General features: G+C 68.1%; 6 protein-coding genes. All 6 read left to right on the top strand.

Features of this window, described 5'->3' with window-relative positions; all coding sequences use genetic code 11:
* The first annotated feature begins 88 nt into the window (after positions 1-88).
* From EKM57_RS13325 to treY, 6 genes are read left to right on the top strand one after another with little or no spacing between them, the layout of a single operon-like run.
* On the top strand, positions 89-3,097 hold the full coding sequence (locus EKM57_RS13325; RefSeq protein ID WP_129793006.1) for an alpha-1,4-glucan--maltose-1-phosphate maltosyltransferase: 3,009 nt from the start codon (positions 89-91) through the stop codon (positions 3,095-3,097).
* Positions 3,094-6,240, top strand: coding sequence for a maltose alpha-D-glucosyltransferase (gene treS, locus EKM57_RS13320; RefSeq protein WP_206185433.1), 3,147 nt, complete (start codon positions 3,094-3,096; stop codon positions 6,238-6,240). The genes EKM57_RS13325 and treS overlap by 4 nt, the downstream gene beginning before the upstream one ends.
* Positions 6,237-8,402 (top strand): 1,4-alpha-glucan branching protein GlgB, encoded by a 2,166-nt coding sequence (gene glgB / locus EKM57_RS13315; RefSeq protein WP_206185432.1) that lies wholly within the window; start codon positions 6,237-6,239, stop codon positions 8,400-8,402. The genes treS and glgB overlap by 4 nt, the downstream gene beginning before the upstream one ends.
* Complete coding sequence (gene glgX / locus EKM57_RS13310) at positions 8,402-10,495, top strand: glycogen debranching protein GlgX (protein WP_129793003.1); 2,094 nt, start codon at positions 8,402-8,404, stop codon at positions 10,493-10,495. Before glgB ends, glgX begins: the two co-directional genes overlap by 1 nt.
* The gene (malQ, locus tag EKM57_RS13305; protein WP_129793002.1) at positions 10,492-12,348 is read left to right on the top strand and encodes a 4-alpha-glucanotransferase; all 1,857 of its coding nucleotides are present in this window, start codon (positions 10,492-10,494) and stop codon (positions 12,346-12,348) included. Before glgX ends, malQ begins: the two co-directional genes overlap by 4 nt.
* Positions 12,345-14,789 (top strand): malto-oligosyltrehalose synthase, encoded by a 2,445-nt coding sequence (treY, locus tag EKM57_RS13300; protein WP_129793001.1) that lies wholly within the window; start codon positions 12,345-12,347, stop codon positions 14,787-14,789. The genes malQ and treY overlap by 4 nt, the downstream gene beginning before the upstream one ends.
* The last annotated feature ends 3 nt before the right edge of the window (positions 14,790-14,792 follow it).

The following is a 14,792-nucleotide window of genomic DNA, read 5'->3' as shown; positions in this document are numbered from 1 at the left end:
GGCGACGGAACGCGGGACGGCAGGCGGAGTTAGGAAGGCGAACCATCGAACCGGTCCGCGGGGCCGTTCCAGGGAGGATAATATCGCCTTGCGGCTCCTGTCGCTGACCGATGACGTCGCGTTTCAACCCGGCGCCGCCCAATCGATCGGCGCCGATGCCCTGCTCGTGCGCCAGTCGCCCGGCACCGACATGGAATTGCCGTGGCTGCTCGATTTCGAGCTAGACCGGTTCGCCATCGACGACCCGATCGTTACGCGCCATCCCGAAGCTTTCCACCTGCGGCGCGAATGGCGCGGCGAGGAGCCGATCGATCCGCGTCGGCCGGGGCCCGCAGCCGGCGAGGCGCGGGCGCGGCTCAGATCGGCGGAAGCGGCGTCCATCGTCCTCCCGGCCATCGAGAAGCGATTGTCGGCGGCGCTCGAGGCCGGGGCTTCCGGATTTCGAATCCTTCGGCCGGACGCAGCCGATCCGGTCCTGCTCGAGACCTTGATCGACGGGTTGAGGGAGAAGAAGCCGAACCTGATCCTGATCGCCCAAACGCCCGGCGTTCCGCGCGACGTCGCGGCGAACCTGCGCGGCTTCGACCGACTGGTCTCCTCCTTCGCTTACTGGGACGGGCGCGCGCCCTGGCTGGCCGAGGAATATGAGGCGCTGCGCATGACAGCGCCGCTGCTCGCCGAGGTGACGGCGGAAGCGGCGCGCCGGGCCGCCGACACGGCCGGGACCGAAAGGCTGCTCCGGCTCGCCGCGCTTTCGGCTCACGGGCTGATCGTGCCGGCCGCACTCGCCGGCCGAGCGCCTTCGGCGGTACGCGATGCATTCGAGCTGGCCGAGGCGGCAGCCCGGTTCGGCGGGGAGATGCGCCTGTTTCCGGCGGGAAACCGCGCGACGGCCATCGTGCGCGCCGATTCGCCGGACCTGCGCGATTCGTCCGAAGCGATGCTGGTGCTCGCCAATAGAGAAGCGGGACAGGCCACCTTGCCGCACGAAAGCCAGATCCTCGCCGCGTCGGGGGCCGACTTCCAGCCGTTCCGGCGGCGGCGGAGCAACCTTCCCGCCTTTGCGCCGCTCGGCGATGCAGAGGTGCGGGCCCTGTTCGCCAAGCGCGCGACGCCGATCGCCGTCGGCCGCAGCGGCAAGGCCAAGCAGGCGCGTGAGGCGGCGGCGCATCCGCGGCTGGTGATCGAGAAGGTCGGCCCCGACGTCGATGGCGGCCGGTTCGCGGCGAAGCGGACCGTCGGCGATGTCGTCGAGGTGGAAGCCGTCTTCTTTGGGGACGGCCACGAGCAGCTCGCCGCCGAACTGCGCTGGCGGCCGCTGGACGAGAAAAGGTGGCGATCGGCGCGAATGGAGGAGCGCGGCAACGACCGGTGGACCGTCGCCTTCCCGCTCGAACGGCTCGGGCCCTACGAATATGTCGTCGAGGGGTGGCTCGACCTGTTCGGAACCTTTCGCCGAGACTTTCGCAAGAAGCTCGACGCCGGCGTGGCCCAGCAGGTCGACTTTCAGGAAGGGCGGGCCCTGATCGAGGCTGCATGCGGACTCGAGCCGCGCCTCAGGCCGTTCGTCACGGACCTCGACCAGGCAGCGGACGAAGCGACGGCCGCCGCCATCCTGCTCGACCCCGAGCTCCAGCTGCTGATGGACGAAGCCGACGCGCGGCCGTTCGCTCTGGCCAGCGCGCCGCGGCGGGTGGAGGCGGAGCGCCTGGCCGCCCGCTTCTCGAGCTGGTACGAGCTCTTTCCCCGCTCGCAGACCGACGATCCCACGCGCCACGGCACGTTCGACGACGTCATCCGCCGCCTGCCGCAAATCCGCGCCATGGGCTTCGACACGCTCTATTTCCCGCCGATCCATCCGATCGGCCGTGCCCATCGCAAAGGCCGGAACAACAGCCTGACTGCCGGTCCCGACGATCCCGGGAGCCCCTATGCGATCGGGAGCGAGGAAGGGGGGCACGATGCCGTCCATCCCGAGCTCGGCACGTTCGAGGATTTCCGGCGCCTGGTCGCCGCGGCGCGCGCGCACGGGCTCGAGATCGCGCTCGACTTCGCCATCCAGTGCTCGCCGGACCACCCCTGGCTGAAGGCCCATCCCGGCTGGTTCGACTGGCGGCCGGACGGGACGATCAAATATGCCGAGAATCCGCCGAAGAAGTATCAGGACATCGTCAACGTCGATTTCTGGAAGCGCGACTCGATCCCGGACCTGTGGGTCGCGCTGCGCGACGTCGTGCTGTTCTGGATCGATCAGGGCGTGAAGGTCTTCCGGGTCGACAATCCCCACACCAAGCCCTTCCCCTTCTGGGAATGGCTGATTGCCGACATCCGCGGCGTCCATCCGAGCGTGATCTTCCTGTCGGAGGCTTTCACCCGGCCGGCGGTGATGTACCGGCTGGCGAAGATCGGCTTCTCGCAAAGCTACACCTATTTCACGTGGCGCAACGGCAAGAAGGAACTGACCGACTATCTGACCGAGCTGACGACCACCGACGTGGCGGAGTATTTTCGGCCGCATTTCTTCGTCAACACGCCCGACATCAATCCGACCTATCTGCACACGTCCGGGCGCGCCGGCTTCCAGGTGCGGGCGGTGCTGGCAGCGACCCTGTCGGGCCTGTTCGGAGTCTATTCGGGCTTCGAGCTGTGCGAGGCCGAGTCGGTGCCGGGCAAGGAGGAATATTGGGAGAGCGAGAAATATGAGGTGAAGCCGCGCGACTGGCAGCGCGCAGGCAACATCATCGAGGACATCGCCCGCCTGAACCGCCTGCGCCGCGCCTTTCCGGCGCTGCAGACCCACCTCAACGTCAGCTTCTACAACGCGTGGAACGACCAGATACTCTATTACGGCAAGCGCGCGCCGGGCGGGTCCGAGATCATCCTGGTCGCCGTCAATCTCGACCCGCACAACGCGCAGGAATGCGATTTCGAGGTCCCCCTGTGGGAGTTCGGCCTGGCCGACCATGACCAGCTCGAGGTCGAGGACCTGGTCGGCGGCAGCCGCTTTCGATGGCACGGCAAGATCCAGCACCTCCGGCTCGACCCGGGCCGACCCTACGCGATCTGGCGGGTGACGCCGCCAGGAGCGGAAGCATGAACCCGGCGCTTTCCACCGATCCGCTCTGGTACAAGGATGCGGTCATCTATCAGCTCCATGTCAAGAGCTTCTTCGATTCCAACAATGACGGGATCGGCGACTTCGCCGGCCTGATGCGAAAGCTCGACCATGTCGCCGAGCTCGGCGTGACCGCATTGTGGCTGCTGCCTTTCTACCCGAGCCCCCGCCGCGACGACGGCTACGACATCGCCGAATATCGCGACGTGAGCCCCGATTACGGAACGCTGGAGGACTTCCGCCGCTTCGTCGAGGAGGCCCACCGGCGCGGCCTCAAGGTTATAACCGAACTGGTTATTAATCACACGTCGTCCGAACATCCCTGGTTCCAGGCGGCGCGACGGGCGCCGTCGGGAAGCCCCGAGCGGGATTTCTACGTCTGGTCCGACACCGACCAGGCCTATGCCGGCACGCGGATCATCTTCTGCGACACGGAGCGATCCAACTGGACCTGGGACGACGTGGCGGGCGCTTATTACTGGCACCGCTTCTATTCGCACCAGCCCGACCTCAACTTCGACAATCCGCGCGTGCTCGAGGAAGTGCTTTCGGTGATGCACTTCTGGCTCGACCTCGGCGTGGACGGGTTGAGGCTCGACGCCGTCCCCTATCTGATCGAGCGCGAGGGGACGTCCAACGAGAACCTGCCCGAGACGCACGACATATTGAAGCGGATCAGGGCCGACCTCGACGCCCATTATCCCGGCCGGATGCTGCTCGCCGAGGCGAACATGTGGCCCGAGGACACGCAGCAATATTTCGGCGAGCATGGCGACGAATGCCACATGGCGTTCCACTTCCCGCTGATGCCGCGCATGTACATGGGCGTCGCCCAGGAGGACCGCTTCCCGATCACCGACATCATGCGGCAGACCCCGGCCATTCCGGACAATTGCCAGTGGGCGATCTTCCTGAGGAACCATGACGAGCTGACGCTCGAGATGGTCACCGATTCCGAGCGCGACTATCTGTGGGACACCTATGCCGCCGACCGCAAGGCGCGGATCAATCTCGGCATCCGCCGCCGCCTGGCGCCGCTGATGGAGCGCGACCGGCGCCGGATCGAGCTGATGAACGCGCTGCTGCTGTCGATGCCCGGTACACCGGTCATCTATTATGGCGACGAGATAGGGATGGGCGACAACATCCATCTCGGCGACCGCGACGGCGTGCGAACGCCGATGCAATGGTCGCCCGACCGCAACGGCGGCTTCTCCCGCGCCGATCCGCCGATGCTGGCGCTGCCGCCGATCATGGACCCGCTCTACGGCTACGAAGCGGTCAACGTGGAGGCGCAGGACCGCGACAGCCATTCGCTGCTCAACTGGACGCGGCGCATGCTGGCGGTGCGCGGCGAGCATCATGCCTTCGGACGGGGCAGCCTTCGCTTCCTCCGGCCGGCCAACCGCAAGGTCCTCGTCTATCTGCGCGAGCATGAGGGCGAGACGATCCTTTGCGTCGCCAACCTGTCGCGCACCGCTCAGGCGGTCGAGGTGGATCTCGGCGACTATGCCGGCCGGACTCCGGTCGAGATGACCGGACGCGCCGCCTTCCCGCCGATCGGGCAGCTTCCCTACCTCCTCACCCTGCCGCCTTACGCCTTCTACTGGTTCATGCTCAGCGAGGAGGCGGAGGCGCCCGAGTGGAGCAGCACGGCGCCGCCAAGCGCGGTCGAGCAGCACACTTTCGTGCTGCGCGGCGGCCTGATGGACATCGCGCAGGGCGACAATCGCGCCGTGCTGGAGCGCGAGATCCTGCCCGATTATGTTTCCCAGCGGCGGTGGTTCGCCAGCAAGGATGCCAGGGTGACGGCGGTCCGCCTGACGAGCGTCGTGCCGGTGCCGGGCGTCAACGATCTGGTCCATGTCGAGATCGAGGTCGAAACCGACCGCGACGTCGCCAGCTATGCCCTGCCGCTCGGCATCGCCTGGGAAGGCGGGGCCTCCGGACCCTATGCGCCCAACCTCGCGCTCGCACGGGTGCGGCGCGGCCGCACCGTCGGCCTGCTCACCGACGGCTTCGCCATCCCCGACTTCGCCCGCGCCGCAGTCGAAATGCTGCGTGCGGGCACGGCGATCGAGGCCGAGAACGGCGTCATCCGCTTCTTGCCCGGCGAGCCGATCGAACTGGAGGAGGATCCCGCGCCGGAATGGATCGCCGCAGAGCAATCGAACAGCACCATGACGCTCGGCCGCCAGGCGATGATCAAGCTGCTGCGCCGGATCCAGCCGGGCATCCATCCGGAGGCCGAGATGACCCGCGTGCTTCGCGAGCGCGGGTTCGAGCACGTGCCGCCGCTTCTCGGGGAGGCGGTGCGCACCGGAGCCGACGGCGAGCCGCATACGCTGATGATCGTGCAGGGTTTCGTCTACAATCATGGCGACGGCTGGCAGTGGACTCGCGACACCTTGTCGCGGCTCGCCGCCGAGGCCGCCAAGGCCGACGCCGATTTCGAGAATTACGGCAATTTCGCCGAGACGCTCGGCACACGGCTGGCGCAGATGCACGCCTTGCTTGCCTTGCCGAGCGACGATCCCGCCTTCGCGCCCGAGACGGTGACCGAGGCTCAGGCCCTGGCCCTCGGCGCGCGCGTGTGCAGCCAGCTCGAGGGATTCGAAGGCGGACAGGACCTGCTCCCGGCCATCGATGCCCTGGCGCGCCAGGCCATCGGGGAGCGGCGCATCCGCATCCACGGGGACCTGCATCTGGGCCAGATCCTGGTGACCGCCGGCGACGTCATGTTCATCGACTTCGAAGGCGAGCCGGCGCGGCCGCTGGCCGAGCGCCGCGCAAAGGATCTTCCGCTGCGCGACGTGGCGGGCGTGCTGCGGTCGTTCGATTATGCCGCCGCCGCGGTGCTGCGGGAACTGACGCTGGCGGACGAGACGGTGGATGACGAGGTGCGCCTGCTGTTCGACCGATTCCGCGACAGCGCGGTCGAGGCCTTTCTGCGCGGCTATTCCGGCATAGCGGGCGATCCGAGGGGGCCGCTGCTCGACCTCTATCTGATCGAGAAGGCCGCCTATGAGATCGGCTATGAGGCGAACAATCGCCCCGACTGGATAGACATTCCGCGCGGCGGCCTCGACCGCATCGCGGCGCGGGTGCTCGGGAGAGACCAGTGAGCGAGGACCGGTTCGCGCAGGCCGCAGCCGAGCTGGTGGCGGGCCGCCTCACCGATCCGTTCGCCCTGCTCGGGCCGCATGGCGGCACCGTGCGGACCTTCCAGCCGGGCGCCGAGGCGGTCGACCTTCTGTCGTCCGACGGCAGCCGGCCGATCGGCAGGCTCGAACATCATGGCGACGGGCTATGGACCGGGACGCTTCCGGAGGGCGAGTCCTCCTATCTGCTTCATATTCGCTGGCCGGGGGGCGCCGAGCAGGTGACCGAGGATCCCTATGCGCTCGGGCTGGTCCTCGGCGAGCTCGACCTGCATCTGTTCGGCGAAGGGCGCCACTGGCGGCTGGCCGACAGGTTCGGCGCGCAGCCCGGCGAGATGGACGGCGTTCCGGGCGTCGCCTTCGCGGTATGGGCGCCCAACGCTCGCCGCGTCTCGGTCGTCGGCAACTTCAACAGCTGGGACGGACGGCGCCACCCGATGCGGCTGCGGCCCGAAGTGGGAGTCTGGGAGCTGTTCGTGCCTCGGATCGGGCCGGGCGAGACCTACAAATATGAGATTGTCGGCGCGCACGGGCAACTCCTGCTCAAGGCCGACCCGGTCGCCCGGGCGACCGAATGCCCGCCGCGCACCGGATCTGTGGTGGCGCCGGTGCCCGATTTCCGCTGGACCGATTCCGAATGGATGGAGACGCGCGCGGCGCGCCAGCGGCCCGACGCTCCCATCGCCGTCTATGAGGTCCATGCCGGATCCTGGCTACGCCCGCTCGGGGAAGGAAGCTCGATCGACTGGCGCGGCCTTTCCGAGCGGCTGGTTCCCTACGTCGCGCAGCTGGGCTTCACCCATATCGAGCTGATGCCGATCATGGAGCATCCGTTCGGCGGCTCCTGGGGCTATCAGCCGCTGTCGCAATTCGCGCCCTCGGCGCGCTTCGGGACGCCGGAGGAATTCGCCGGCTTCGTCGATGCCTGCCACCGCGAGGGCATCGGAATCATCCTCGATTGGGTGCCGGCGCATTTCCCCTCGGACGCGCACGGGCTGGCGATGTTCGACGGAACCCATCTCTACGAGCATGCCGATCCGAAGGAGGGCTATCACCAGGACTGGAACACCCTGATCTACAATCTCGGCCGCAGCGAGGTCGCCGGTTTCCTGATCGCCTCGGCCCTGTGGTGGCTCGAGACGTTCCATATCGATGGGCTGAGGGTCGATGCCGTCGCCTCGATGCTCTACCGCGACTATAGCCGCAAACCGGGCGAATGGGTGCCGAACGTCCATGGCGGGCGGGAGAATCTGGAGAGCGTCGCGTTCCTGAAGGCGCTGAACCGAATCGTGGCGGAGCGCTGCCCCGGTGCCGTCACCATTGCAGAGGAATCGACCGCCTGGCCCGGCGTGTCGGCGCCGGTCGAGCAAGGCGGCCTCGGCTTCTCATACAAATGGAACATGGGCTGGATGCACGACAGCCTCCAATATGTCGAGCGGGACCCGATCCACCGCGCTTGGCACCACCACGAGATGACCTTCTCCCTCGTCTATGCCTGGACCGAGCGCTTCGTCCTTCCACTCAGCCATGACGAGGTCGTGCACGGCAAGGGATCGCTGCTCGGCAAGATGCCGGGCGACCGGTGGCGGCAGCTGGCGACTCTGCGCGCCTATCTCGCCTTCATGTGGGCACATCCCGGCAAGAAGCTGCTCTTCATGGGCGGCGAGCTCGGCCAGGAGAGCGAGTGGTCGCATGATGCGGAGATCGCCTGGCACCTGCTCGAGCGGCCGGAACATGCCGGGTTGCAGCGGCTGGTCGGCGACCTCAACCGCCTCTACCGGACCGAGCCCGCCTTGCACCGCCGCGACGCCGAGCCGAACGGGTTCGAATGGCTGGTGGGCGACGATGCCGCGAACAGCGTCTTCGCCTTCCTTCGCAAGGGCGAGGCGGGCGATCCGCCGATCGCCTTCGTCGTCAACATGACTCCGCAGCCGCACCAAGCCTATCGCCTGCCACTGCCGGGCGCCGGGCGCTGGCGCGAGCTTCTGAACACCGATGCCGCGATCTACGGCGGCAGCGACCGGGGCAATCAGGGTTTCGTTCAGGCCGACGGGAACCCGGCGTCGGCGGCATGCGTCCTCCCTCCTCTCGCGGCCCTGATGCTGCGCTACGAGGAAGAAGAGTGATGGCGCGCCTTGACCGGCTGGAGGCCGGATCCCCTTATCCGCTCGGCGCCACGTTCGACGGCACGGGGATCAATTTCGCGGTCTTCTCGGCCCATGCCGAGAAGATCGAACTTTGCCTTTTCGACCCGGCGGGCAAGCGCGAGATCGCCCGCTACGTGCTGCCCGAATGGACCGACGAGGTCTGGCACGGCTACCTTCCCGACGCGCTGCCCGGTCTGGTCTACGGCTATCGCGCCTATGGCCCCTATGCGCCGGAGGAAGGCCACCGGTTCAACCCGAACAAGCTTCTGCTCGATCCTTACGCCAAAAGCCTGGTCGGCTCGCTGAAATGGACCGACGCGCTGCACGGCTATCGGGTGCGCTCGTCGCGCGCCGACATGAGCTTCGACCGGCGCGACAGCGCGCCGGCCATGCCCAAGGCCGTGGTGACCCACGCCGCCTTCGACTGGTCGGGGGACGTGCGGCCCAACGTCCCTTGGTCGGAAACGGTGATCTACGAGGCGCATGTCCGCGGCCTGAGCAAATTGTTCGAGGAAGTGGGGCCGCGCGAGCGCGGTACCTTCGCGGCCCTCGCCAGTGCGCCCGTGATCGATCATCTGAAGCGCCTCGGGATCACGGCGATCGAGCTGCTTCCGATCCACGCCTACGTTTCCGAGCGATTCCTCCAGGAAAAGGGCCTCAGCAATTACTGGGGCTACAATACGCTTTCCTTCTTCACGCCCGAGCCGCGCTATTTCGCGGGCGAAAGCCATGACGAGCTGCGGCTGGCGGTCCGGCGGCTGCACGCGGCCGGAATCGAGGTAATCCTCGACGTCGTCTACAATCATACGGCCGAGGGCTCCGAGCGGGGCGCGACCCTGTCGTGGCGGGGCCTCGACAATGCGACCTATTATCGGCTGGTCGACGGCCAGCCCCGCTACACGGTGAACGACACCGGTACCGGCAACACGCTCAACATGTCGAAGGCGCGGGTCATCCAGATGGTCGCGGATTCGCTTCGCTACTGGGTCACCTCGTTCGGCATTGACGGCTTTCGCTTCGATCTGGGCACGGTGCTCGGGCGTACCGACGAAGGCTTCAAGCCGGGCGCCGCCTTTTTCGACGTGCTCCGTCAGGATCCGGTGCTGCAGCGAATCAAGCTGATATCGGAGCCCTGGGACGTCGGCCCCGGCGGCTATCAGCTCGGCAACCACCCGCCCGGCTTCGCCGAATGGAACGACCGCTACCGCGATGCGGTACGGCGCTACTGGCGCGGCGATTCGAGCATGCGCGGCGAACTCGCCGCCCGTCTCTCAGGCTCGGGCGACATGTTCAACCGCCGGGCACGCCGCCCCTGGGCGAGCGTCAACTTCCTCACCAGCCACGATGGATTCACGCTGGCCGACCTTACCGCTTACGATCAGCGCCACAACGATGCCAATCTCGAGAATAACGAGGACGGCCACAGCGAGAATCTGTCGCGCAACTGGGGCCATGAAGGACCTACCGACGATGCGGCGGTGAACGCCATGCGGGCGCGGGTCCGCCGCTCGATGCTGGTGACCCTGTTCGGATCCCACGGGACCCCGATGCTGCTCGGCGGCGACGAGTTCGCCCGCAGCCAGGGCGGAAACAACAATGCATATTGCCAGGACAATGAAATAAGCTGGTTCGACTGGCGCCGCGCGCGCGAGGCGGAGGGGGAGTCGCTGATCGACTTCACTCGACGGCTGATCAAGATCCGGCTTCGCTACCCTCTGCTGTGCAGCCGCCGCTATTTCTACGGCGACGAAGTCGTGCCCGGCCTGCCCGACATCGACTGGTGGGACGAGCGCGGCATGCCGCTCGCGCAGGAGGATTGGGACAATGGGGAGGGGCGGGCGCTGGTCATGCGGCTGGCCCGCCGCCTCGACAGCGGCAGGACCGAAATCGTCTGTCTCGTCCTCAACAGCTCCGACGAGGCGCTGGTCTACAATCTGCCGCCGCCCTCGGCGGTCCGGCGTCTGCTCATCGACAGCGCCCATCCCGACCTCGAGGAGCATGAAATCAAAGACCGCTATTATCTGATGCCCCATGCGGCGGCGATCATCGCCTGGGAAAGCTCGGTCGAATGAGCGGCGAAAGCCCGCTTCACCGCCGCGCACGGGAGGCGGGCCTTCAGCGGCAGTGGACCGATGCGGCGGGCAAGGCACAGGTGGTGAGCGACGATACGCTCGTCGCGGCTCTCGATGCGCTCGGCGAGACGGGCGAAAGCGAGACGCCGCCACTGGTCACTGCCGAGCTCGGCGAGCCGGTTCGGTTGCCTTCGGGCCGCATGCTGCCGGGCTATGACGAGCCGGGCTATCACGATGCGGGAGACCTCACCGTCGCCGTCGCTCCGCCGCGCGCCTGGACGCCGGACGATGCCGTTCCCGGGCGCAAGGCGTGGGGCGCGGCGGTCCAGCTTCCGTCGCTGCGCGACCGGCGCGGGGAGCCATTCGGCGACTTCGCCGCGCTCGCCCGTCTCGCCGCCGCGGCCGGCCAGGCCGGCGCGGACGCGCTGGCGATCAGCCCGGTCCACGCCCTCTTCCCGGCGGACCCCGTCCGCTACAGTCCCTACGGCCCATCGACACGGCTGTTCCTCAACGTCCTTTTCGCCGATCCGGGCACGCCGCCTGCCTTCGAGACCGCGGGCGAGCTGATCGACTGGGAAGGCGCCATTCCCGAGCGGCTGGCGCGCCTGCGGCGGCGTTACGACGCGCGCGATCCCGAGACGCGCGACGCCGTCGAGGTCTTTCGCCGCGAGCAGGGGGAGAGTCTGGAGCGCCACGCCCGCTATGACGCCCTCTACGCGCATTTCCTGCGGGAGCGCGGCAGCCGCGGCTGGCACGAATGGCCCGAAGCCTATCGCGATCCTGCCGGCGCGGCGGTCGCCGAATTCGCCCGCGGACACGCCGACGAGATCGGCTTTTACCTGTTCCTGCAATGGCTCGCCGACCAGGGTCTCGCCGGCGCCCAGGCTGCCGCGCGGGATGCGGGCATGGGCATCGGGATCATCGCCGACATGGCGGTCGGCATGGATCCGGGCGGGAGCCATGCGTGGAGCGCGCAAGGCGCCCTGCTTTCCGGACTTTCGGTCGGAGCTCCGCCCGATCTGCTCGGACCGGAGGGGCAGGACTGGGGTATCACCACTTTCTCGCCGCCAGGATTGAAGCGGACCGGGTTTCGCGACTTCATCGCGACGATTCGGGCGGCCTTGCGACATGCGGGCGGGATCCGGATCGACCATGCGCTCGGCCTGAAGCGTCTGTGGGTGGTGCCGCACGGCTTCCCGGCGACCGAAGGCGTCTATCTCGACTGCCCGGAACGGGATCTGATGCGGCTGCTCGCGCTCGAATCCTGGCGGGCCAAGGCGATCGTCGTCGGGGAGGACCTCGGCACGATCCCGCCGGGCTTCGGCGAGGAGATGGACTCGCGCGGTCTGCTCGGCATGCGCGTCCTCTGGTTCGAGCGGACCCGCAGCGGCGGCTACAAGCCTCCCGACCAGTGGGATGCGGGCGCCGCGGCGATGACCTCGACCCACGATCTGCCGACCGTGGCCGGCTGGTGGTGCGAGCGCGACATCGACTGGACCTGGCGGATCGGCCGATCGAGCGGATTCGCCTCGTCGACGGAGGAGCGGGCGGCGCGGGCGAAGGAGCGCCGCCGCCTTTGGCGGGCAATCGGCGACGGGGGCCGAGAGCCGGCGAAGGACCAGCCGGAGCGGGCCGTGACCGCGGCGATCGAGCAGACGGGCCGCAGCCGCTGCCGCATCGCGATCATTCCCGCCGAGGACCTGCTGGGGCTCGCCGAGCAACCCAACCTTCCCGGCACGATAGACGAACATCCAAACTGGCGACGGCGCCTCCCGGTGCTAGCCGAGGACATGCTCGACGCGCCGCCGGTGCGCGAGCGGGTGGCGAAACTTGCAGCGGCGAGGCGCTCATGAGGCCGCGCGCCACCTATCGGTTGCAGTTCAACTCGGCCTTCACCTTCGACCAGGCCGAAGCGATCGTGCCCTATCTGCGCGACCTGGGGATTAGCCATGTCTATGCCTCGCCGGTGACCGCAGCCCAGGCGGGATCTACCCACGGCTACGATGTGATCGATCCGACCCGGATCAATCCCGAACTGGGTGGCGAAGCGGGGTTCCGGCGGCTGGCGGGCCGGCTGCGCGCCGAGGGCATGGGGCTGATCCTCGACATCGTGCCCAATCATATGAGCGTGACGGGCGGCGCCAATTCCTGGTGGAACGACCTGCTCGCCAAGGGAAGGGCCAGTGCGTTCGCCGACTATTTCGACGTCGATTGGAGCGACAAGATCCTGCTGCCCTTCCTCGGCGCACCGCCCGAGGTGGCGATCGCGGCCGGCGACCTTCGCCTGGAGCGACACGAGGGGCGGCTCTGGATCCTCGCGCACGGCGCCGATCTCTATCCGCTCCGCGACGAGGACCAGTCGGGCGGTGACCTGGCGGCCTTGCTCGAGCGCCAGCATTACCGGCTCGCCTGGTGGCGCGCCGCCAACGATCTGCTCAACTGGCGGCGATTCTTCACCATCACCGGCCTGGCCGGCGTCCGTGTCGAAGACGAGGCGGTCTTCGAGGCGACCCACGCCCTCTATTTCAGGCTTCATTCCGAGGGTTTGATCGACGGCGTGCGCGTCGACCATGTCGACGGCCTCGCCGATCCGGCCGCCTATTGCCGCCGACTTCGATCGCGTCTCGGGGCGGACGCCTGGATCCTCGTGGAGAAAATACTCGGTCCGGGTGAGTCGCTGCGCGAAGAGTGGGGCGTAGACGGCACGAGCGGTTATGATTTCATGGAACAGGTCGCCGCGCTGCTTCACGATCCGGCCGGCGAGGCGCCGCTCGCCCGGCACTGGTCGCAGGTCAGCAGCCGCGCCCTCGACGCCGGCGGCGAGGAGCTCCTTGCGCGACGGCAAATCCTCGCATGGGAGTTCGAGGGCCAGCTCGCGGCCTGTGTCGAGGCATTCGCAGCGGTGGCCGATTGTTCGGACGAGACGAGGGCTTTCACCAAGCCGAGCCTCCGCCGGGCCATCGAGGCGCTGCTCCAGGCTTTTCCCGTCTATCGCGGTTATGGCGACGCCGCCGATGCACCTCTGCTCGCCGACGTGCGCGGCCGGGCGCTTCCGCTCGCACCCCCGGGCGAGGCGGACGTGCTCGACCGGCTGCTCGCCTGGCTCGCCCCGGACGTCCCCGATGATACCCCCGGAGCCGATCCTGCGCCGCCCGCACGCCTCGCCGATGCCCGCCGCCGCTTTCGCCAGCTCTCGGCCCCGATCGCCGCCAAGGCCGTCGAGGATACGGCCTTCTACCGCTACGGCCGTCTGCTCTCGCGCAACGATGTCGGGTTCGATCCGCGCCGGTTTTCGATGGACGTCGAGTCCTTCCAGGCGGCGATGGCGGGCCGCGGCGAGCGTTGGCCCGGAGCGATGCTCGCCACGGCGACCCACGACCACAAGCGCGGCGAGGACGTTCGCGCGCGCCTCGCCGTCCTGAGCGAGCTCGCGGAGGAATGGATCACCGCGGCGGAATCGTGGCGCCGGGCGAATGGCGCCGCCCAAAGCGGGATCGATCCGGGCGACGAATATATGCTCTACCAGATGCTGGTCGGAGCCTGGCCGGCGGCGCTGGCGATCGAGGAGGCGGATTCCTGCGCAGCCTTCCGGGAGCGGCTGTGGGCGTGGATGGAGAAGGCGCTGCGCGAGGCGAAGCTGCGCTCGTCCTGGACCCAGCCGAACGAATCCTATGAAGGCCGCTGCCGCGGCTTTGTGGAGCGGCTGCTCGATCCGACTCGTTCGGCGGCTTTCCTCGATGAGGCACGGGCCTTCGTCGGCCGTATTGCGCCGGCCGCGGAGGCCAATTCGCTGGTCCAGGTCTTCTTGCGCTGCGCCGCGCCGGGCGTGCCCGATTGCTATCAGGGGTGCGAATTTGCCGACTTCAGCATGGTCGATCCCGACAATCGTCGACCGGTGGATTACACGGCACGCGCGGAGGCTCTTGGTGCCGCGGAGCCGCACGGATTCGACGCGGCCAAGCAGCGGCTGATCGCGCAGATGCTTGGCGCGCGACGCGCCCATGCCGACCTCTGGTCCGAGGGGAGCTGGGAGCCGGTCGGCGTCGAGGGACCCCGCGCGGAACATATGCTCGCCTTCATACGCCGGCGCGGTGAATCAGGGCTGCTCGGAGCCGCTGCGCTTCGCTGCGCGCCGGCGCTGGCGGGGACCGGGCACCGGGCACCGCCGGCGGATTTCTGGGAAAATACCCGCCTCGCTGCGGCTGGGGAGCCGCGTGTCGCCGATCTGTTCGAGACGCTGCCGGTGCACCTTTCGAGGATCGAGCGGGGCGCATTGAAGCCGGTGGTGCGGTAAGCC

The sequence above is a fragment of the Sphingosinicella sp. CPCC 101087 genome (genome assembly GCF_004151485.1).
In the GTDB taxonomy this organism is placed as follows: Bacteria; Pseudomonadota; Alphaproteobacteria; order Sphingomonadales; family Sphingomonadaceae; genus Allosphingosinicella.
The sequence above is the reverse complement of the archived record's forward strand: the minus strand, read 5'-3'. Positions and strand labels throughout refer to the sequence as shown.

Coding starts and splice junctions, on each gene's coding strand:
- treY (WP_129793001.1), top strand. CDS start 12,345: ATGAGGCCGCGCGCCACCTATCGGTTGCAGTTCAACTCGGCCTTCACC.
- malQ (WP_129793002.1), top strand. CDS start 10,492: ATGAGCGGCGAAAGCCCGCTTCACCGCCGCGCACGGGAGGCGGGCCTT.
- treS (WP_206185433.1), top strand. CDS start 3,094: ATGAACCCGGCGCTTTCCACCGATCCGCTCTGGTACAAGGATGCGGTC.
- glgX (WP_129793003.1), top strand. CDS start 8,402: ATGGCGCGCCTTGACCGGCTGGAGGCCGGATCCCCTTATCCGCTCGGC.